This is a genomic window from Nostoc sp. (genome assembly GCF_036916735.1).
GTDB lineage: Bacteria > Cyanobacteriota > Cyanobacteriia > Cyanobacteriales > Nostocaceae > Nostoc.
Genome location: NZ_JBALFV010000027.1, coordinates 1 through 21,297 on the forward strand (window position 1 = coordinate 1; position 21,297 = coordinate 21,297).

Consider the following 21,297-nt stretch of genomic DNA (forward strand, 5'->3'; position numbering starts at 1 on the left):
TCTAGCTTAGGGAAAATTGACCCAGGCAACCAAAAAGCGATTGATGCTTTGGTAGAGTTAATCGGCAATCCACAACTGGATGATCTTATCCGATGCCAAGCGGCATCTAGCTTAGGGCAAATTGACCCAGACAATCAAAAAGCGATTGATGCTTTGGTGGAGTTAATCGGCAATCCACAACTGGATGATTCTACCCGATGCCAAGCGGCATCTAGCTTAGGGGAAATTGACCCAGGCAACCAAAAAGCGATTGATGCTTTGGTGGAGTTAATCGGCAATCCACAACTGGATGATTCTACCCGATACCAAGCGGCATCTAGCTTAGGGGAAATTGACCCAGGCAACCAAAAAGCGATCGCTGCTTTGGTGAAGTTAATCGGCAAACTACAATTGGATGATTATACACGATTGTTAGCGGTATCTAGCTTAGGGAATATTGGCTCTGGCAACCAAAAAGTGATCGCTGCTTTGGTGGAGTTAATCGGCAAACCACAACTGGATGATAAAATCCGATGGCAAGCGGCAGAAAGCTTAGGGCAAATTATGTTAGAGAAACAGATGCCGAGTGTTGTCACCGTGTTGAAGGATTACTTATCACCTGAAATTTACAAAAATGATTTTAAGCGATTTGATAATTGCTACAAAGTTATCTGGAAGTGGGCCCAAAGTATGCCCTACCCCGCTTTTTATCAAGCTTGGCATCAACAAGAGAAAGTGAAAGATGGAGAGTAGGAAAGAAAAATACTTCCTCTAGCCAAAACATAAGGGAAATGTGGAAGCAGCAATCTCTTGTAAAGACGTGATTCTTTGCATCTCGTAAGCGTCTCGTAAATCTATCGCGTCCGATATTTCCGCAATTCAGGGAATGCGTAGGCGTAGCCCGTCGCAGACATCGCCCCTAATAAAACAGATATCGTGAACAGAATAGAAATGCGATCATTTTTGCGATCGCCCCTTGTAGAGACGTGATTCATCGCGTCTTGATTTCCCGCATTTACATAGCGCGAATAATTCCGAGTTTTTTGGGTTGGCAATTACATCAATGCAAAGCAATAATTGCATAAATTTTTGTATTAACAAAAAATGTAATTATGAATAATGATGAGCCTCAACCAAAAAACAACAAGCCGAAATACAAAGGGAAATATCGAATTGATTCAACCCGTTTGCCAGCATGGAGTTATGCTAGCAATGCCGGATATTTCGTTACTATTTGCACCGACAGTAAAAAATGCTTTTTTGGTGAGGTTGTGGATGGTGAAATGCAGCGATCGCCAATGGGAGAAATTGCTCAGAAATTGTGGTATGAGATTCCTAATCATTTTTCTAATTGCCAGATAGATTCGTTTTGCGTCATGCCTAATCATATTCATGGGATTTTGGTTATTAATCAAATACGAGAAGGAGACGTGATTCAAAAACAAGAAGACGCGATGAATCGCGTCTCTACAAGGGGGGATGGTCAACGGGGTGGGGTTACTGGGTTATTTAATCCGATGTTGTCTAAAAATTCCCTTTCTAAAATTGTTAGATGGTACAAAGGACGATGTACATTTGAAATTAATCAAATATATGAAGGTTTTGGATGGCAAGAAAGGTTCCATGACAACATAATTCGTAATGAATTCGCCCTCGATAAAATTAGACAATATATTATCAATAACCCAATCAATTGGGAACGCGATCGCGAACAACCACCCCATTCCCCCTTGTAGAGACGCGATTCATCGCGTCTTATACTATTGACGGGTATAACGATGTTTCACCCCAATCGGAAAATATTCAGCATCGCCCATTACCGCTAATGTAACCTGTGGTGTTTGATATTCTACCGGAACATAATTAGCAAACTCGCTATTTAGACGTAGCAGTTGTGAAAGAATAGAAGATGCGATCGCTTCTCTTCGATCTTCACTACCCTCTACCCCTGATCCTAACTCCACAACCACAGATAAAAATCGATTTTTGTCATCATCTTCCTTCACCTGCAATACGAATTTACCCGTCACCCAATCTTGAATTACTGGTTGCTCTAATCCCACTGTCACATTTTCTGGATAGATGTTTGCGCCAAAGTAGGAAACTGTAAAGTTAGAACGCCCGAAGACATAAACGAAAGGTAGCTGATGAATACCTCTAGGTGAGTTTTGAGCTTCAGAACGGAGATTTTCGAGTGGGTTAAATCCCCATTTTGCTAAAAATTGCAGCATGGCATCATAACTAATTATCCCGCCAGTATCTAAGATGTCATAACGTACTAAGGGAATACCGTTATCTCCCGAAAACAGCAATCCGCCATCTTGAACTTCAAAAAAGCGATTGCAAGGATCGTATTGTACTAATGTGGGTAAACGCGATTCCCCAAATAAAGCTCTAGCTGCATCAGGATTTTCTGCCAAAAAACGGCGAATGCAGATACTTAACGGTGTTTCATTGCCCAAAACTCCGGCATCCGCAGTGCCATAGAGTGATGCAAAATCATAACAAGGATTTTGTGAACCAACTCTTTCACCAACTAAACTCCGCCATTCTTCACTAAATACTTCTCCCGCCATAACTAACTTAATCTGATATTGCTGCCACTCCACCCCACGGGCAATACCAGTATCAATCACATCTTTTAAAAATGGCGGGTATCCCAATAACACCACTTGCTCAAATGCTGAACCTAGTTCTTGGACAACTCGCAAGATTTCTTCTTTGTTGTTACCAGGAGTAATTACAGTGATAGGATAACCTTTGCTAGCAAGATAACGACAGCAATTAGTAGTAAACATCCCACCTACCCAAGTGCCCAAAGTGAAACAAATCACTGCTAGAGTACGTCTGGTATCTGCATAGAAACTATCGTGAAAAATCTGTTCAAAACGTGTGGCGATTTGAAGTTCATCTGTGAAAAAACGAGGCCAAAATGTCGGTTTACCACTAGAACCAGAAGAAGCAGCTATCATGTCGCACGCTTGGAGTTGCCCGTTGTGGCACAAGTCAGCTAAGGGGTAACGCAGGATATAATTTTGTTTAGTGATCGCTGGTAGTTTTTGAAACTCCTCTAAGGTTTGAATAGTCGCAGGATTAATTTCCCTTTCTGCTAAAAAAGCCTTGTAGGCAGGTACATTAGCCGCCACATCATGAAATAAACTCAAAGCTGCCGAAGTCTGAATGTTGAGATGGCGTTGCAGTAGCGTTTCTAGGGGAGTAGACAAAAAATCTTCAAATGCTTTAATTACTTGCTGCTGTCTTGATTTTGGGTTCATGACGCTTGTTGTTTATTTTGAAGTAAAACCAACACGGTTAAAATAATTCGTAATTCGTAATTCGTAATTCGTAATTCCTAAAATATCCGAAAATAAGGGTATACGCGTTGTAGTTATTCAATAAAACCTTAATTTATCCTTCAGCACCATGCAGCTCTATTGCAGTAAACAACACACAAATAATGGTGAGAACCGCTTTTGCACACTTTGTGGTGAACCATTACCTCTTGCTGTGGGGCAGATTGTGGATAATCGCTATCAAATTATCCGTCATTTAGGGCAGGGCGGCTTTGGACGTACCTATTTGGCGGAAGATAAAAATAAATCCCATCAAACATGTGTGCTGAAGGAATTTGCACCCCAAGTTCAAGAAAAGCAAGATTTACAAAAAGCTAAAGAGTTATTTGAACGAGAAGCAAATGTTCTGAAAACACTCCAGCATCCACAGATACCACATTTTCACACCTCGCTACAAGTGAAGATAGGTACTAAAGATTTTTTCTTTCTAGTGCAAGATTATGTGGATGGTGATAATTATTACCAATTATTAGAACAGCGTGAGAATCAAGGAAAAACCTTTAGTGAAGAGGAAGTAATCACCTTACTGCAACAGATTTTACCCGTCTTATCTTACATCCACTCACGAGATGTAGTTCACCGTGATATCTCTCCCGATAATTTGATTTGGCGGCGTTCTGATAATCTGCCAGTGCTGATTGATTTTGGTGGTGTCAAGCAATTGCCAGCTTCTCAAGGTTTTTGGCGGACTAAGTTGGTTGGAAATAACACTTTGTTAGGTAAAAAGGGCTACGCTCCAGAAGAACAGTTACGACAGGGAAAAGCATTTTTTAGCAGTGATTTATATTCTTTAGCGGTGACATCACTGGTGTTGCTCACAGGTCAAGAACCACAAAAATTATACGACAGCTATCAGGGAATTTGGTCATGGGGAAAAGAAATTAGAGTTAGCCCACAACTGGAAGCTGTGTTAAAAAAGATGCTTGCTTATAAACCGAGCGATCGCTATCAACGAGCCGAGCAAATCCTCAAAGATTTACCATCGCCAACTGCAACTAAATCCCCAAGTAATTATATTACTACCAAGATTAAGACGATGGTAGTTGCTCCGGGAAGACAACGTGCCAGTGCTATTGTGAGTCGATTCCAGAAAACGCAAGCAATAGCGAAACCGATAGATTGGCCTGTTTGGATTCGCCCTTTTGTGATGAGTTTAGGGGGAACAGCTTTAATTGTTTTAACTGGTGCAGGTACTTGGGCGGTGGTAAATACAGTCATTCGTAGCGTAACTTCAATTACTATCCCATCAATATCATTACCGCAAATTCCCCAATTTCCAAATCCAATCGGTAAACCAGTCAGCGATAAAGGAAAAAATCGCAATCTCCAGGAAATTATCAGTCGTCGTCAACAGCTAGAAATTACTGAAGGATTTTTTACTCCCTTTGTGGATGATTTATTTTATACAAAAAAACCAGAATTAAACAGACGTAGCCTAACATCTAAATCTGAAGACGCTGGTTTACGAGATGAATGGTCTGGTATTGCTGATGATTTGTTGGATAAACTAGAACAGGCTGACCTCAGTACAGCATCTCGTCGGAAATTGGGTAAATATAGTCAAAAAGATTATGTAACATGGAGACGGCAAGCGCGATCAGGGCAGTTTGGAAACTATACAATTGATCAGCTGACCAAAGAAACAAATGAAAAATTTGATCGGTTGTTTCCCGATCAAAAGCGTGGGAAACTCAATCAGAAGACTTTCGGTCAAATTTGGTATGCGATCGCAGCCGATCAAGTCAGTAAAGTACAATCAGGCAAGTAAGGGAATTGGGGATTGGGGACACAACGACTAGCGGTAGTTCAATCTCGACTTTGCGGCAGTTGAATCTCGACTTCGCTCGATTACCGCGTAGCCGAAACTCGATTACCGCGTAGCCGAAACTCAGTGCATCGCTGGGGAAGAGTCACTAATAACAAATGACAAATACTTCGGCTTCGCCCTTACTTCGACGCGCGAGAGTACAAGTCGGCTTGCTTCGACTGCGCTCAGCAACCAACGCTCAGGACAAGCGAGCGTACAAGTGACAAATGACAAATAACAAATGACTAAAATATATTGTTCTCAAGGACATGAAAATTCCCCAGGTAGTCGCTTTTGTCTCCAGTGTGGTGAAAAGTTGTTGGATACGCCCATGAGTTATAATATCCAACCGGGACTAACTTTAGGCGATCGCTATGTGATTGTGCGTCAAATTGGCCAGGGTGGTTTCGGACGCACTTATTTAGCTGAAGATGTCAATCGTTTCCGCGAACTTTGTGTTTTAAAAGAATTTTCCCCCCAAGTTCAAACCGCTTACGTTGTTCAAAAAGCTGAAGAACTGTTTGAAAGAGAAGCGAGTGTTCTTTATAAACTGCAACATCCCCAAATTCCCCGCTTCCGGGAACTGCTTCGGATGAACTTAGGGGGCAAAGAATATCTATTTTTAGTGCAAGATTATGTAGAAGGGGAAACTTACAACTCGTTGTTAAATGCCCGATTACAACAGGGTTTGCGCTTTACAGAGGCAGAAGTACGCCAATTATTGCTTTTAATTTTGCCAGTGTTAGAGTATATCCACTCCATAGGCGTTATTCATCGAGATATTTCTCCAGATAATTTAATGCTTCGCACTGTTGACAAACTGCCAGTATTAATTGATTTTGGCGGTGTCAAACAAGTAGTTGCAACTGTTGCTTCCCAATATTACCAACCCGGCGCAGTTGCATCTTCCCCATCACCAACCCTATTGGGTAAAGTCGGATTTGCTCCCCCAGAACAGATGCAAACTGGGTTAGTATCTCCCCACAGCGACTTGTATGCTTTGGCCGCAACAATGTTGGTTTTACTGACAGGGAAACAACCACAAGAATTAATTGATACCTACAACCTTACCTGGCAGTGGCGACGGGAAGTAAGCCTGAGTCCGATTTTGGCACAAGTATTAGATAAAATGTTATCTGCCAGACCAAGCGATCGCTATCAATCAGCCCGTCAAGTACTCCAAGCTATCAACCCGCCCCCAGCTAATCCTCCAACTCAATACCCTACCCCACCACAACCCACAGCCGCCACCGTCGCCGTCTCTCCACCTCCCCCATCTCCCACCCTGCGGGAAGCTAAAGCTACATATCCCCCATCCCCTCAGCCGACAAGCTGGTGGACACCAACAAAAACCTTCCTAGTGGTGGCGGTGATAGCCGGTACTGTTGGATTACTTTGGTGGGGACTCAATAGCAACCGCTATATAGGAGACAAACCTAATCCTACAGCCAGCCCAACCCCAACCAGTAAGCAATCGACCGATCCTTTAGCGCAATATTCACCAGCCGAACGGCAGCGTAAAGAACAATTAAGCGATCGCCGTCAACAATTGGGTATTAATTATAACTTTTACGTAAACTTGGTGAATGAAGTTTTTTGGGACAGAAATCCCAGTTTGCGAGGACGTACTCTCAGCGATGGCCCTGAAGATGCGGGTTTACGGGCAGAATGGGATAAAACAGCCTCAGAATTGCTGGAAAAATTATCGCTACTGAGTTCCAATACACGCCAACAATTGGGAACTTATACAAGTGCTGAACGCGATCGCTGGAAAGTAGAAGTCAACAAAATCAACGTTGGCAGCCGTTCATTGTATGATTTGGGAGATGCTGCATTTTTCAGTGTATTCCCTGAACAGCGTGATAAAGATTTTCGAGATCAGCCCATTGGACAAGTTTGGTACGGATTTGTTAGCGATCGACTCAGTGCTATCCTCGCTGGTAGCGCTTTTCAGAAACTTGTCTTTGATCCGGGCGCTATCAGCAAAACAGTTAGCGGTACTCTCCAATCGGGTGGTGGTAAAGTATTTATTGCTGGACTTGCCAAAGAGCAATCTTTGGAATTAAAACTACAAGCAAATTCCCAAGTTTTGCTATCAGTCTATTCACCCTCTGGCAAAATCAAATTTTTAGAAGATTCTAAAGAGCGAAGTTTGTCAACTAAATTACCAGAAAACGGATTTTACGAGTTTGTCGTGGTTTCCACAGCATCGAAACCAGTAGATTATCAACTCAGCATTACAGCAGAAAATCCCACCCCTGCCCCATTGCCAACACCAACGCCCACGCAAACACCAGCGCCCACTGAAACACCCACGCCAAAGCCAACACCTACACCAACTCCCACAGAAACCCCCACTCCTACACTGACACCGATACAAGAGACAACGCCTCAGTAGGAAACGAATGTAAAAGATACAGACAGCTTGACTTTTACTGCCGATAGCGTGACAACATCTTCTTAAATTGGCTTTCACCTTTGCTTTATACAGATGACATCTATACGCCCCAACTCATTTGAGCATTTAAATTTATGTGTTATCCACTACACCTAAACGCAACGCAATTCGCTTATATTTCGTTGCATCATAGGGTCTACCTCTGTGCATCACCTGGGAGTTGTCCCAAAAAATAATATCTCCTGGCTGCCAAACATGGGAGTAGATTGGTGTACAGTCTAGAACAGTCGCAAACAAATCCTGCCAGAAACGTTTTGCTTCCTCTGGTCTATCTTCCATACCAACTGCGATCGCAGTGTCTGAACCTAAATATAATCCCTTTTTACCAGTGACTTTGTGAGCAGACACAATGGGATGCACTTTCCTCGGTACATCAGTCTCTACATTGGGATTTTTAGAAAACATTGGTGGCGAGTGATACATCGACATCTGCTCTAATTGCTGCTGATATTGATGATCTAAGTTATTGTACGCTTCTACCATATCGAGGAACTCAGTAGTGTGAGGTTGCCCATCTACACCTTTTGGAACTTGTATTCCATAAAGCATCACAACATATAATGCGTTCATATCCAGTCCCTCTGTACTCGGGAGTCCATCTTTATCATGATGCCATTGCCACGCATATTTCTCGGCTGTACCAGGAACTAGCCCCTTCGGATTGCCCAATATATAGACATATTGGCTTTGTAAGTCTGGACTAATATCAGGATCTAATGGTTTAGGAGGGCCGCCAAACATAAAATCGCCAAAGGTCTGCTTGGCAAATTCTTTTAATTGTTGTGCGGTCAGGTGTTGCTGTCTGACTACTACAACGCCATGTTTCCAAAGTAATTCCTTTAATTCACGCGACTCTAGATTTGTCAGGGAGCTAAGATTGCAACCCCGTAGGGCTTCAACTCCGAGTCTTGTTTGGTGTTTAGTTATTGGAGTCATTGCTATGCACTTCTTTTTGAAACAAACTATATAGACAATCAGTATAGATAGGAAATTTGTGTAATAGTATCTTACCGAAGAAAGTTTGCAAGTAAAAAAATGTTTTACTAGAGTTATCCTCAACGGTCTATCAGGACAGTGACATCGGGAGATTAAGTTCTTGGACTGTTTAACGATACTGGGACTTTGCTGCAAACTGATGACGATGGTGGCGGTGATAATTCGTCATTAATTACTAGTTCGTTGAGTGCGGGTACATACTTCATTTCAGTGAGTAAATTTCCTTTCTTGCCTGAAGATGGCGGAACTTTCTCTGGTAGCGGCTCTAGACCTGATTTTTCTTATACGCTAGAAGTCAGTGTGGCATAAGAACGTTGTTAAATTAAGAAAGTAATTCCAGGCATTTAGTTTCCAGAGTTTTTCCTCTATTTAATGTAAAGACGTTACATATAAAGTCTCTAAATAATTATAAAGATGGCTATTAACCATCATCTAAAGCCGCAATTCCAGGCAATACCTTGCTTTCAAGTAACTCCAAGCTAGCGCCGCCGTCGGTAGAGATGTGGCTCATTTGGTCGGCTAAACCGACCGAATAATTATGTAATCCTTAAGTATTATTAAGATATACATAAATTCTAGATTTCTATATGAATTAAAGAAATGCATTCTAATATGCATTTCTTTTATAGAAAATTATTTTTTGGTATAAAAAAGATTTACTACCAAAAAATTTGACTCGGATTGCTATAGATTACGCAAATGGCAAGTAATCTACATTGAACTGATGAATAGTTCTTTAACTAAAGCTGAACTTACGTATTAGTGAGAAATTCAGGAGAAATAACATGGCATTTATTTTCGGCAAAACAACTGATGATAATCTTTTTGGGACTTCGGGAAATGACACGATAGTTGGTTGGGCTAGTGGTGGTAATGCCAATAGTACCTCCGGTAACGACACTTTGAATGGTGCAGATGGTAACGATTCTCTTGCAGGTGGAACAGCAAACGACAGTCTAATCGGTGGAAATGGCAATGACACACTCGATGGTGGCATAGGAAACGACACTCTAATAGGTGGTGCAGGCAATGACTCTTTCGTAGGCAGTCAGGGTAACGACAGCATTAATGGCGGAGATGGTATTGATACGGCAGACTACAGTCAACTAGATCAAGTCATTACCTTGTCAGGTGTTGGAACCATTCAAAAATCTGGCGGATTTGGGCAAGACCAACTCTTTAGAGTAGAAAAGGTTATTGCTAATCCTAATGTTGCTAACAACACCATAGATGCATCCCAATCTTTGGCTGGGGTATTTATTACTGTTAACCTGCGAACCCAGAGTTTGGCTGCCAATAACGTTCCTGGCTTGGGAACATTGTCATTTACAGCAGTCAACTTTGATAATGTCATCGGCACAAATGGAAATGACAGCATTGTTGGGGATAATCAAAATAACCGATTATCCGGTAATAAGGGCAATGACACACTTGATGGAGGCTTGGGTACTGACACTTTGATTGGGGGAGCAGGCGACGACACTTACCTCGTTGACACTACTCTTGATACCATTACAGAGGCTGCGAATTCAGGCACAGATACCGTCCGGTCTTCTGTCTCCTACACACTAGGCGCCAATCTAGAAAACCTGAGGCTGAGGGAAGGTGGCGACATTAGCGGGACAGGTAATAGTCTTAGCAACTTTATTTTTGGTAATACTTCTAACAACACTCTAAATGGTGGCGATGGTAATGATACTCTAGATGGTAATGATGGCAATGATATCCTCAATGGTGGCGACGGTAATGATAGTTTACAGGGCGGGCCAGGCAATGAGGTACTTAATGGTGGGGCTGGAGACGACATTCTCATCGGTGTTTTCCCTGGTAGTCCGCTTCCACCTGGAATAGGGGAAACTGATATCTTAACTGGCGGGGCTGGGGCAGATAGATTTATCCTGGGTGACGCTGCAAATGTTTTCTACGACGATAACAACACTACGAATCCTGGTTTTGGGGACTTGGCTAATATTACAGACTTCGACTCTAGCCAAGATCGAATTGAACTTAAAGGAGCTCCACAAGACTACCGTCTGCAAGCTGTTGGAAGCAACACACGAATATTCTTAGACAAACCGGGAACAGAACAAGATGAAATTATAGGTATTCTGCAAGGGAAAACCAATCTCAGACTTGATAGTGATGACTTCCTTTTCTATGAGCGGGAAAATGCTGGAGAAGCTACAAACAACTCACTAGATAGCGCTGAAGGATTAGGTTCCTTATCATCAGGCTCAGAAGTTAATCTCTTGGCGCAGTTAGCAACAGTTCAACCAGGGGATAATTCCGATTTCGACTTTTTTAAATTTTCTGTAGCAAATCCAGGAACTGTCACTATCAAAACAGTGACATCTGGAGATACAGTTCTCGGTCTGTTTAACGGTGGTGGTAATTTATTAGAAACTAACGACGATAATGGCTCAGACCAGGCATCATTAATTACTACTTTCCTAGATGCAGGTACGTACTCCATTTCAGTGAGTAAATTTAGTTTCTTACCTGAAGATGGCGGAATTCTCTCTGGTAACACCTCTGTACCTGATTTTTCTTATACGCTACAAGTAAGTTTTGCATAAGAAAGTTGTCAACTTAAAGATTATACTGACATCAGAATGCAGATTAAAGGATAATTTTCCTCTTAGCTAAGGGAACACGGCAACGTGTTTCCCTTTACTTGACAAGAGACTTTGACCCATCAATTCTTTCTTGACAGACCACTACGTATGCTGAATAAAAACAGGTTCAGTACCAGATACCCATCTTCCTAATGCAGAGGTATTTAATCAAAATCTGTCAGTAAATCTGGTTGGCGATAATGCTGGAAAAGTCGCGTGATTTGCGCTGGTGTCACACGTCCGATGGAAAGTTCTGGTAACGCATCTTCAGCAAAAAAACCTACTTCTTCAGTTTCAATACTTGATGATGGAGAACCACCAATAAGTTCACACTTAAAAAACAGCTTGTAGACATAAAACGGAAACGGTGGATGTCCCTGTTTGTCTCTGTCGTAGACTGCTAGTAGTTTGATCGCGCGTGCTTGATATCCAGATTCTTCATATACTTCTTTCACAACTACCTCACTGGGCGACTCCCCGACATCAGCCCATCCACCAGGTAAAGTCCAGCAACCGTCTGCTCGTTCCTTGACTAATAATATAGTATCATCACGAAAAATTGCTCCTCGCACATCAACTTTGGGAGTTGCATATCCTACTTCACGGCTAAACAAATCGAGAACATAGCTGTGTTCTACATTTGAGTAAGTTGCCATAATTTCTGTAGCGATCGCTCGTAATTGTTTGTAGCGTTCGATATCATAAACACCTTCAGAATAAGTCAAACCATTTTGAGCGATCGCTTGTAACTTTTGTGCCCATTCTAGCCATTTAGTTTCCAAAGTTTTTTCCAAGTTTGTGTAAATTAGTGCAAGCAAGTATCTGATTAATAAATTCTATTTGATAATATTTCTTAGTCCATATTGAAAAATCTGAAAACTTCTAGAGAGGTTATTTTCTACATCCATGTGTGGAGAAACTTTCTCAGCAAAGTTGATTTTTTGTAAACCTGTCTCATAGCCATATTTTTTTAGGATTTTATCTAGTTGCTCCCATGTACCACCTTTGATAGTATCTGGATTCCGAAATTTGGCTTGCTGGGATAACGAAACAGGAATCTTTTCATATTCTGCCCTAATTGCTGTTACATCACCTATAAACCATGACTCCAGTTCTTCTACAGCAATTCTATGGAGAACAATATTTCCTTTGTGTTTAGTCACAACACTGCTAGCATCACAAAGTTTCCTCTTTAATTCTTGACAATCACATCTATCTTCATCTACTATAATCACGATCCGCCAATCATCAGGCACAAAGTTAGCATAAGCTTTCATCCGCTCAGGCAGTTTTTTTAAAAGTCTATCTTTATTTTGAAAATTATGGATTTTCAGCGTATGAGTATAACCTATAATTTTAGTAACAATAAAATTTAAAGTAACTTCAGTAGAAGGTTATTCTAGTAAAAACTCTATATGCATAATTGCTACTACTAGTAAGGTAATCCTCTAAGATATCCCTCAGACCAAAGATCACCTAAGCCTGCTTGGGATTCTATAAAATGTTTAGCATCATGGATTTGGTCAGCCCTTGTAACAGTTGCATAACCTTTATCAGCGCATTGGAAAATCCAAAGTTGTCTAGCATATTTTATTGTGTTAACAAAAAATGGCGAGTGGGTAGAAACAAATATTTGTGCGCGTTGCGAGTAAGCCTGGGCTTCCTCACTCAAAGAATCAAGCAGTCGATGGTGCAGTCCGTTCTCTGGTTCTTCAATGCAAAGTAATTGAGGAGGATTAGGGTCATTTAATAATATCAAATATGCCAGTAATTTTAGCGTACCGTCTGAGGAAAACCTTGCTATAAATGGTTTACTAAAAGGTGCATCTTTAAATAAAAGAGCTAGTCTGCCATCAATTGTTGGCTCAGATTCCACTTTTTCTAACTGGGAAACACGGCTAACCAGTAACTTCAAAATTTCGGATAAAGTTTCTTGATGTTCATCGGCAAGGTATTGAACTACATTGGCAATATTATCTCCTTCACGAGAAAGATGTTCCATTGCACCAGCAGTCGCTAGCTGACGAGCTTGATCTGGTATAAAATAAGAGAGAAACCATTCCTCAATAAAACGGCGTAAACTAGCAATGCGTGGGTTATCTGATAATTGACCTATAGTTTTAATAGCTAGGGAACTGGGGTCATCCATTTGATAGTGAATTCTTTTGTCATTAATTTCTGGATTTTCACCACTAATTACTTCACCTCCACCATTTTCAAACTTCAGAAAATCAAATGGTTTTCTATGAGAACCGCACTTACATTTAAGAGTTTCTCTTGAAACAATTGGCGCTCTATTTTGTAAAGTAATAGCAACTGTATAAGTGATTTTAGGAGATTTATTATCTTCACGATACTTAATTAATTAAAATTTCAATTTCTTGACCTTGACAATCAGGCGAGATAACTTCTTGAAATCTTCCTAGCTTTTCTAAGGCTTTGCGAACATTAGTAGTAAGGCAATCTGAAAGAAAACCTATCACATCAAAAAAAGTAGTCTTGCCACTACCATTAGGCCCAAGAAAAACGGAAAAAGGTTTGATATCTTTTAGAGTAATATTTTGCAAAACTCTATAGTTTTTGACTGAAATTTCTTCAATTCTTGCCATTACAGTTTCACCTCCACAATTTTGGTGGTATAGTTGCCAAAAATGCTAATAAATATAGTAAGGGTACGGTATACCGTACCCTTACCACAATTGTCAAAAACTACCAGATTTTTTTCAGTAGCTTAAGAGCTAATTTTCTTAGGCATCATCTAAAGCTGCAATTCCAGGCAATACCTTGCCTTCAAGTAACTCCAAGCTAGCGCCGCCACCAGTGGATATGTGGCTCATTTGGTCAGCTAAACCAACCTTTTCCACAGCCGCTACTGAGTCGCCACCACCGATAATGGTGGTTGTGCCAGTTTTACCAATTTCAGCGAGGGTATGAGCGATCGCTTCCGTACCTACTGCAAACTTATCAAACTCAAACACACCCATTGGCCCATTCCAAATTACCGTTTTGGTATCTGCAAGGGCATCTTGGAAAACTTTCACTGAGTCTGGCCCAATATCCAAACCCATCCAGCCATCTGGGATATTCTCAATGCTAACAGTTTGAGAATTGGCATCAGGAGCAAAGTTATCTGCCAGTACCACATCTGTGGGAAGCAATAAAGCAACGCCTCGTTCTTTAGCCTTAGCTTCCAAAGACTTCGCTAGTTCTAGCTTGTCTTCTTCTACCAATGACTTACCAACATTCAAACCACGGGCTTTGTAGAAGGTGAAAATCATCCCACCACCAATGATCAGTTTGTCGCACTTCTCAAGCAACGTTTCAATCACGCCAATTTTGCTGGAAACTTTGGAACCGCCAATAATTGCTGCCAAAGGACGTTGGGGATTCTCAATAGCATTTTGCAGATATTGCAATTCCTTCTCAACCAAATATCCAGCCACAGAAGGACTCAGGAATTTAGTCACACCTTCAGTAGAAGCATGGGCGCGGTGTGCAGTACCAAAAGCATCATTTACATAAAAATCAGCATTAGCTGACAGTTTTTTTGCAAATTCTGAGTCGTTTTTCTCTTCCTCTGGGTAAAAACGTACATTTTCCAGTAACAGCACTTGGCCATTTTGCAACGCACCAACTTTAGCTGCAACCTCATCGCCAATAGAGTCATCAGTTTTAACGACTTCTTGCCCCAGTAACTCAGACAGACGCTTGGCAACGGGAGTTAGGCGTAATTTGTCATCCACACCTTTAGGACGACCAAAATGGCTAGTGAGAATGACCTTAGCACCCTTCTGCGTCAAATCTCTGATAGTTGGTAGAGCGGCGCGAATGCGAGTATCGTCGGTAATGTTGCCTTGATCGTCCACAGGCACATTAAAGTCAACCCGCACTAAGGCACGTTTCCCAGATATATCGGCCGAAGATAAACTTGCTAAACTTTTTTTGGACACACCAAACTCTCCTGATTGCCTTTTTGTTATTGTTTTGAAAGTAGAACCATCAAGATTTTACCGGAGTCAGGGGTACCCAAGTGACAGAGATATTTAAGACAGTACTATTTCCTATCGATCAAAGCCGAGAAACGCGGGAAGCTGCTGATGTGGTGACCAACGTAGTCAAAAAGTACAGCAGTCGCTTGGTGCTGCTGTCTGTCGTAGAAGAACCGCCTCCAGATGCGCCTAGTGCAGATCCGATGGTGTCACCAGAGGTAGTTGCCAAGCTGCTGGAAAATGCTCAATCTTTATTTTCTGGGCAAGGAATTCAAGCTGAAATCATGGAAAGGCAAGGTAAACCAGCTTTTACTATCTGCGATGTCGCTGATGAAATCGGCGCTGATTTAATCATTATGGGCTGTCGGGGGCTAGGCTTGACTAATGAGGGAGCAGATGATAGTGTTACTACTCGCGTGATTAATCTTTCCCCTTGCCCAGTGCTGATTGTGCCCTAGCGGTGATCGCAAGGCGGAAGTTAAAAGTTAACACTGAGCGAAGTCGAAGTGTCAAAAGTCTTATGGAATAAGCTCTTTAGGGATTTTAAATACTTCCTCTATTTCCGCCGTAGTGTACTATTAGCGCAAGGCGGAAGTCAAAAGTATTATAAATTTTTCTTAAGAAATAAAATGCGTTTACTGTGTATTAGCCCCTCTGTACGGTACGCTGCTGGAAAATCACGACTACGACTAGAAAGCTGCCGCAAAGTACAAGCTGCTACCACGGAATAATAGTCCCTTCGAGATTCATAAGGTTTTACATCATTCCTAACAAAAGGACATCGGCAAGCGTCGGAAACACGCTCCCTTGACAAAGCAGAAATCGAATTCCTATAAAAATACTCTACTGATTTATTTCCTCAGTAGAATATATAAATGTACATGTATCTTATGCCTTTAAGCATGATCTTATTCACGAGCAAATTTTTATACTAAATTTAAATACTGCTGTTTTAAACAGCAAGCGAATTGTGACGGGTGTGGACACGAAAGCGACGCAATCTTTGGAAAGCAATATCTGATTTGGGATTTGGATAGCCATACAGTTATACATTCACTTTTACTAAATCCACATCGGCAAGCCAGATAATTCTACTTTGAGCCGATGCCATTTCTGACAAAATTGGAGAACGCCATTCTACTGCATAAAGCCAATTGTTTTTCAGGCTGAAAATCCCTTGAATAATCCGACGTGATGGTTCTTCACTAAAATCAACTTCCACCACATCCCCCAATTGAAAAGCTGGTGTAGGAACTGTGGCTTTTTTTACTAAGTTTGTTCCAGAAAATTCTTTTTGAGACAAGTAGAGTATTTCACGACAGCAGACAATGGTATAAATCCACTCGTCTCTCTCCCATTGGACACCACAACAGTAGCCTGATATATCAGAGTTTAGTAAGAAAACTTTTTCTTGGATTTGAACTGCTAATGGTGGCATGGCTTTTCCCCACGGTACAGAACTATGCCAACAAGATTCTAAAGTGACAATTTGATTAATCATGCAAAGTAATCTCTTTTTTATACATAAACTACTTGGCACTTGTGTAATCCGGAGTAATTTTAAAATCCAGTCACAGCAGCATCTTAATGAGCTACTCCAGAGAGGCAGGGGGCAGTATATATTATCCGCTTCAAGGGTGCTTGACCAGTCAGGCGATCGCTTCACAAAGTACTGCGATCGCCCGAAAGAAAGTGTTCTGGCTCGATAGGTTGAAAAATATAGGGTTTTTTTAACGTCAGTCTTTTAACCCTGTATGGAACGGAAAACTACCTTTAAATAATCACGGGGTCGGGGCGTGGGTATCATTACTAAATCTAAATCTTGCCCTGGTACAAGTTCCCATGCATAACCACGCAATAGCAAAGCAGCAAATATTTTCATCTCTAATTTAGCAAATTCCTTACCTAAACATTCTCTTATCCCACCTCCAAAAGGAACGTAACCAAAAGGTTTAGATTGATCCTCAGCCCTATCTATACCAAACCTTTGCGGCTCAAAATTCTCAGGATTTTTATATATACTCTGATCCTGATGGGTTTTACCTATTTGATACAATACAGACCAACCTTGGGGAATATGATATCCATTAAACTCACAATTTTGGATAACCGAACGAAAACCGCCACCAACTGGAGGAATAATTCGCAAAACTTCCTTAAGTATTTGGTCTAGATAAGTCATTTGTTTTAGATGTTCAGATTTTAGCTCACCTGCACAACTTATTTGTTGTTGTTCTCTCCTAGCGGCTGCTAAAATTTCTGGATTTTGTGCTAATAGCAAACATAAAGAAGATAGTGCAGAAGTTAAGGTTTCATGCCCAGCAAATAGTAAAGTCAGAATTTGGTCTTTTAATTCTTCTAGACTTAAACTATTACCATCTTCATCTTTTGAATTTAGTAATAAACCTAAAGTATCTTGATGATTATTTCCTTGTTTTTGACGCTGTAAAATAATCTCTTCAATTTTTGCTAATAACTTTTCTCGGCATTTTAATGCTTTACCAAATTTCGTCCAAGGTAACTGAATAGGGAGAGTAAATAATCCGGCACCCCATTCTTCAAATACTTCAATAAAATGGTTATCATTAGTAACATCTATTCCTACTAATAATTTACAAGCTATATCAAAAGTATATTGCCTTAGCTCAGGATACCAAGCAAATTGATTCAATCTTTCCCATTTTTTGAAGTAGCGATCGCTAATTTCTTCCATTGCTGGTAGATAACTTGCCAAAGCTCTCGGTTGAAATGCTTGTGATAATAATTTGCGTCTTTTTTGATGGATGCTCCCTGTTTGCATTGATAAAGAAGCAGGGCCGAGTAATATTGCAACGCTCTCTGGCCATTTAATTACAAAATTCTGGTTTTCGTGGCTAAATAAATAACGATTAGCTTCTGCTCCCAATATCATAATAGTTGGTGAGCCAAATAAATTAGTTTTAAAAATGTTGCCGTACTTCTGTTGTCGTTTGGTAGCAAAATCAGGGTCACGCAAAAAGCTAATTGTCTCGCCAATCAACGGTAAGCCTAAGCTTCCAGGAGGTAAAGCGAGTTGATTTTGAGTCAAAAAATCTTGGTTTTGTGATTGTTTTTTTTGGATTTTCATGGGTTTAACCCTTCAGCCTCGCCATCTACAAGATTTGTCTGTATTTAGGGTAACTGAACAGGTTGCGTTTTGCATCTAATAATCGAAGCGATCGCTAATTAAAAAATAAAGGAAAGGGGTATACGCCTCTCCCTCATCTCATCAGAAACTCAAAGCATAGTTTATTGGGGAGCAGTGCCAAAAAAGGCGATTTCCTCAACATTCAAGACATTAAGGGTGAAATCATCACGTTTAATGGTGTAATTGTTAGAGCTGCCTAGAATGGTGTAATCACTTTTGACATCAGGCAGAATTAGCTTGTCCCATCCGCAGCCACCATTGATTGTGGCATTACCGTAACCAACATCAAATGTGTCGGCTCCAGATCCACCCTTAATCACGACATCGGCAATAGCGCCTCCTTGGTCTGAAACAGGATTACCGTTATCATCAATTCGACGGGCTTTGAAGTAATCGTTACCGTTTGCGCCATCAATCGTGCCACCTTAGATGCCAATGCTGGTGCCATACCCAGTAAGGGTATCATCTCCTGCTCCCCCAGTTGCGCGTGATGCAGAGTCTACCGCTAACTTGCTAGATTACTTGGTAGAAGAAATGGAATTGCGATATCATCAGGAATTTGAGCGCCACAGCAGTATTGAAACGATCGCACAGTACAACTTGCGGTTTGCACCTAATTTTGTCATGCCGCGAGTGATTTGTCTGATGACGAGTGTTTTGATCTGCTTTCCGATGATAACTACTGCGATCGCATTGAGACTGCCCTAATGAAGTTGCTTGCAAAAGCGCCGTGAAGGGTGATGGTTTTCCACTGAATGGAGCCACTAGCTAATCCTTTGTGTCGTCTAGTTTTACTAGGGCTATCTTTACTGGGGGGTATTTCCGACTGCTCGACATCGTTACTAGGGCTATTTTTACTGGGGGGTATTTCTGATTGCTCGACATCGTTACTAGGGCTGTTTTCCATATCCCCCAGTAATGCTTTTTTACTAAGGCTAGGCACAACACCCAGTAATGCCAAAATTTTTATAATTGGGCGCTTCTTGAACTCTGCTTCTTGAATAACCCCAAGTATTTGCTTGGGAATGTACTTGGTCTTCTTTCTCCCTTTTTCTTGCCAATGATAATAAGCCTGGGGGTAGTCCTTTCCACCCCTAGTAATGGTGCGCCAATAAATAGTGCCGTTACCCTCACCCCAATTTCTGCGCTTTTTACTAGGGCTATTATCAATACCCCCCAGTAAAAATTCTGATACAGGAGGCGGATGGTTTCGACAGGAGTTTGAGGACTCCAATATTCCATCACCGCAAATTCTGGATAATTCCATAGGACTTGTCAAAAAATACCGTTGCTGTGCCTGTTTCACCGTGCCGTGCTTTAGCCATGATTAGCTCTAATATTCCTTGCTCTGTAGTGTCTGGGTTGTAGTACTCATCCCGGTAAGCAAGTATTATGTTGTCTGCCACCATTTCTAAAATTCCCGATTGGCTAAGGTCGCTCATCATTGGGCGCTTATTCTGTCTGCCCTCAACTCCCCTAGAGATTTGGGACAGTGCTAGCACGGGTACATCCAGTTCAAGAGCCATTTTGTAAAGTCCCCTGGCCATATCTCCCAGTTCATAGCTGCGGTTCCCCCCAGAATCCTCTGCCATCATTTGCAGGTAATCAACTACAACTAGCCCCAGTTTTCCCTCTTTAGCCTTAATTTGGCGGCATTCTGATGCAATTTGTGAAACGGTAATGCCCCTTGAGTCATTCATATAAAGCGGCAGTTCTGAGGCAATATCAACAATTTTGGCAATATTGTTGTATTCCGAGTCTACTAAGGGTTGAAATTTGGCTCGATGTCTGCGGATGCGATCGCTCCTTAGTGGCGTTAACCCTAAATGTTTATAGGCATTGGTGACGCTAATTAAACTCCACAGCCTGTACTCTAATTGTTTCTTTGTCATCTCCAGCGAGAAGATAGCCACAGGTAAATCGTGGAGCAATATCATCTTGAGAGCTAGTTGCAACAAAATCTGGGACTTTCCCATTGACGGTCTACCCGCAACTATGGTGAGCGTACCGCCTTCAAATCCGACCATTAAATTATCGAGTTCATCGAGTCCTGTACAGTAGATAGGGCTTCCTGAATCTAATTCCTTGTAAGCAGCAATACTAATTGTGCTGTTGTATTCGGTGTTTGAACCAAAGCTTTGGTTAGAAAGCTGGAATACTTTCTGTTGCGATTGATCAAGGATTTTGGGTAACTCAGTTTCAATTTCATAACCCAAATGGACAATCTCATTGCCAGCTTTGATTAACTGCCGCCGCAGGTATTTTTCCATTACTAACCCTGCCAAAGCGTCGATGTTCACAGCTGACACCGTGCGGTCTACTAGAGTTGCTAATTTATTTCTCCCGCCAATACAGACTAGTATTTCATGGTCAGTCAGCCAAGTGGTGACAGAGAGCAAGTCTGTAGGTTTACCCTGGCTGTGAAGGCGCAGCGCTGCTTGATAGATATCTTTGTGAGCGCTGATGTAAAAAGCTTCTGGAATCAAAGAATCGCTCACTCTACCTATTGCTTCTAGGTCAAGCATGATACCGCCTAAAATCGCCTCTTCCGCCTCAATGTTTTGGGGTGGCAGGCGTAGTTTACCGCCGTAGGCATCGCTACCATCACCTTGGAAACTTAGTTATTCTGTCATAAGCAACTTGAAACTTTAGATTGAGTTGGGCAAAGCTTCCATTGATTCATTTGTGTTGCCGTACATGGACATAGCTTGTTGTCGTTGTTGCTCAAGTTCCTCTTGAAACTTTTTCATTTGACTGCTAAGGCTACTTTGAGATTTTTTGGACTCGGCTTGTTGGCAGGTCACAAATTTTTTGTAATAAACTTCCCAGGGGTTCTGTCCAGCTTTAGTAGTGTGAGCTAACCAAGCCTCAATGTCGTTCACTGGCTGGCTGAGGTTCTTTGTCTTTTCCTCACAAAAATTTAAAAAATTCGCT

Annotated in this window: 22 protein-coding genes; 8 read left to right on the top strand and 14 right to left on the bottom strand. The window is 41.4% G+C overall.

The features are described from left to right. Positions 1 to 732 (top strand): HEAT repeat domain-containing protein (locus V7L20_RS06765; protein ID WP_334743328.1); only part of this gene is annotated, 732 nt, incomplete at its 5' end. 101 nt (positions 733 to 833) lie between these two features. On the opposite strand, the gene V7L20_RS06770 is transcribed toward V7L20_RS06765, so the two are convergent. Beyond that, entirely contained in the window at positions 834 to 1,034 is a 201-nt protein-coding gene (locus V7L20_RS06770; RefSeq protein ID WP_334743329.1) for a hypothetical protein, read from the bottom strand. Between the two features lie 57 nt (positions 1,035 to 1,091). On the opposite strand from V7L20_RS06770, the gene V7L20_RS06775 reads away from it, so the two are divergent. Further along, on the top strand, positions 1,092 to 1,715 hold the full coding sequence (locus V7L20_RS06775; protein WP_334743330.1) for a transposase: 624 nt from the start codon (positions 1,092 to 1,094) through the stop codon (positions 1,713 to 1,715). A gap of 24 nt (positions 1,716 to 1,739) precedes the next feature. Here V7L20_RS06775 and V7L20_RS06780 read toward each other — a convergent pair whose 3' ends face one another. Then, positions 1,740 to 3,254, bottom strand: coding sequence for a phenylacetate--CoA ligase family protein (locus V7L20_RS06780; protein WP_334743331.1), 1,515 nt, complete (start codon positions 3,252 to 3,254; stop codon positions 1,740 to 1,742). A 148-nt stretch (positions 3,255 to 3,402) separates the two neighbouring features. Here V7L20_RS06780 and V7L20_RS06785 point away from each other — a divergent pair, with 148 nt between their 5' ends. Together V7L20_RS06785 and V7L20_RS06790 are read left to right on the top strand one after the other, a co-directional pair. Continuing rightward, positions 3,403 to 5,100 (top strand): serine/threonine-protein kinase, encoded by a 1,698-nt coding sequence (locus tag V7L20_RS06785; RefSeq protein ID WP_334743332.1) that lies wholly within the window; start codon positions 3,403 to 3,405, stop codon positions 5,098 to 5,100. A 280-nt stretch (positions 5,101 to 5,380) separates the two neighbouring features. Next, a complete protein-coding gene (locus tag V7L20_RS06790; protein WP_334743333.1) occupies positions 5,381 to 7,537 on the top strand; it encodes a serine/threonine-protein kinase in 2,157 nt (718 codons plus the stop codon). Between the two features lie 132 nt (positions 7,538 to 7,669). On the opposite strand, the gene V7L20_RS06795 is transcribed toward V7L20_RS06790, so the two are convergent. Next, positions 7,670 to 8,533 carry a TauD/TfdA dioxygenase family protein gene (locus V7L20_RS06795; protein WP_334743334.1) on the bottom strand — a complete coding sequence of 288 codons (864 nt, stop codon included), beginning with the start codon at positions 8,531 to 8,533 and terminating at the stop codon, positions 7,670 to 7,672. Between the two features lie 165 nt (positions 8,534 to 8,698). Between V7L20_RS06795 and V7L20_RS06800 the strand changes: the two genes are divergently transcribed. Both V7L20_RS06800 and V7L20_RS06805 read left to right on the top strand, forming a co-directional pair. Further along, entirely contained in the window at positions 8,699 to 8,902 is a 204-nt protein-coding gene (locus tag V7L20_RS06800; RefSeq protein WP_334743354.1) for a DVUA0089 family protein, read from the top strand. Positions 8,903 to 9,378: 476 nt separating this feature from the next. Further along, positions 9,379 to 11,169, top strand: coding sequence for a calcium-binding protein (locus tag V7L20_RS06805; RefSeq protein ID WP_334743335.1), 1,791 nt, complete (start codon positions 9,379 to 9,381; stop codon positions 11,167 to 11,169). A gap of 203 nt (positions 11,170 to 11,372) precedes the next feature. Here the strand turns inward: V7L20_RS06805 and V7L20_RS06810 are convergent, their stop codons facing one another. From V7L20_RS06810 to V7L20_RS06830, 5 genes are all read right to left on the bottom strand, one after another. After that, positions 11,373 to 11,990: an NUDIX hydrolase gene (locus V7L20_RS06810; protein WP_334743336.1), complete on the bottom strand. Its 618-nt coding sequence runs from the start codon at positions 11,988 to 11,990 to the stop codon at positions 11,373 to 11,375. 54 nt (positions 11,991 to 12,044) lie between these two features. After that, positions 12,045 to 12,575: a DUF4276 family protein gene (locus V7L20_RS06815; RefSeq protein ID WP_334743355.1), complete on the bottom strand. Its 531-nt coding sequence runs from the start codon at positions 12,573 to 12,575 to the stop codon at positions 12,045 to 12,047. Positions 12,576 to 12,640: 65 nt separating this feature from the next. Beyond that, positions 12,641 to 13,357, bottom strand: coding sequence for an AAA family ATPase (locus tag V7L20_RS06820; protein ID WP_334743337.1), 717 nt, complete (start codon positions 13,355 to 13,357; stop codon positions 12,641 to 12,643). 208 nt (positions 13,358 to 13,565) lie between these two features. Beyond that, positions 13,566 to 13,817, bottom strand: a complete 252-nt coding sequence (locus tag V7L20_RS06825; protein ID WP_334743338.1) for an AAA family ATPase — start codon at positions 13,815 to 13,817, stop codon at positions 13,566 to 13,568. 138 nt (positions 13,818 to 13,955) lie between these two features. After that, entirely contained in the window at positions 13,956 to 15,158 is a 1,203-nt protein-coding gene (locus V7L20_RS06830; RefSeq protein WP_334743339.1) for a phosphoglycerate kinase, read from the bottom strand. Positions 15,159 to 15,247: 89 nt separating this feature from the next. Between V7L20_RS06830 and V7L20_RS06835 the strand changes: the two genes are divergently transcribed. Next, on the top strand, positions 15,248 to 15,655 hold the full coding sequence (locus tag V7L20_RS06835; RefSeq protein WP_334743356.1) for a universal stress protein: 408 nt from the start codon (positions 15,248 to 15,250) through the stop codon (positions 15,653 to 15,655). A gap of 587 nt (positions 15,656 to 16,242) precedes the next feature. On the opposite strand, the gene V7L20_RS06840 is transcribed toward V7L20_RS06835, so the two are convergent. The 3 genes from V7L20_RS06840 to V7L20_RS06850 all read right to left on the bottom strand — a co-directional run bounded on the left by V7L20_RS06840 (position 16,243) and on the right by V7L20_RS06850 (position 18,683). Continuing rightward, on the bottom strand, positions 16,243 to 16,698 hold the full coding sequence (locus V7L20_RS06840) for a DUF1392 domain-containing protein (RefSeq protein ID WP_334743340.1): 456 nt from the start codon (positions 16,696 to 16,698) through the stop codon (positions 16,243 to 16,245). A 243-nt stretch (positions 16,699 to 16,941) separates the two neighbouring features. Further along, on the bottom strand, positions 16,942 to 18,303 hold the full coding sequence (locus V7L20_RS06845; protein WP_334743341.1) for a cytochrome P450: 1,362 nt from the start codon (positions 18,301 to 18,303) through the stop codon (positions 16,942 to 16,944). Between the two features lie 161 nt (positions 18,304 to 18,464). Beyond that, positions 18,465 to 18,683, bottom strand: coding sequence for a hypothetical protein (locus V7L20_RS06850; protein ID WP_334743342.1), 219 nt, complete (start codon positions 18,681 to 18,683; stop codon positions 18,465 to 18,467). A gap of 115 nt (positions 18,684 to 18,798) precedes the next feature. Between V7L20_RS06850 and V7L20_RS06855 the strand changes: the two genes are divergently transcribed. Further along, entirely contained in the window at positions 18,799 to 19,071 is a 273-nt protein-coding gene (locus tag V7L20_RS06855; protein WP_334743343.1) for a hypothetical protein, read from the top strand. Here the strand turns inward: V7L20_RS06855 and V7L20_RS06860 are convergent. The 3 genes from V7L20_RS06860 to V7L20_RS06870 all read right to left on the bottom strand — a co-directional run bounded on the left by V7L20_RS06860 (position 19,043) and on the right by V7L20_RS06870 (position 21,245). Continuing rightward, positions 19,043 to 19,630, bottom strand: coding sequence for a hypothetical protein (locus V7L20_RS06860; protein WP_334743344.1), 588 nt, complete (start codon positions 19,628 to 19,630; stop codon positions 19,043 to 19,045). The genes V7L20_RS06855 and V7L20_RS06860 overlap by 29 nt on opposite strands. After that, positions 19,605 to 20,936: a replicative DNA helicase gene (gene dnaB / locus V7L20_RS06865; RefSeq protein WP_334743357.1), complete on the bottom strand. Its 1,332-nt coding sequence runs from the start codon at positions 20,934 to 20,936 to the stop codon at positions 19,605 to 19,607. Before dnaB ends, V7L20_RS06860 begins: the two co-directional genes overlap by 26 nt. Positions 20,937 to 21,011: 75 nt before the next feature. Beyond that, on the bottom strand, positions 21,012 to 21,245 hold the full coding sequence (locus V7L20_RS06870) for a hypothetical protein (protein ID WP_334743345.1): 234 nt from the start codon (positions 21,243 to 21,245) through the stop codon (positions 21,012 to 21,014). Between the last annotated feature and the right edge of the window lie 52 nt (positions 21,246 to 21,297).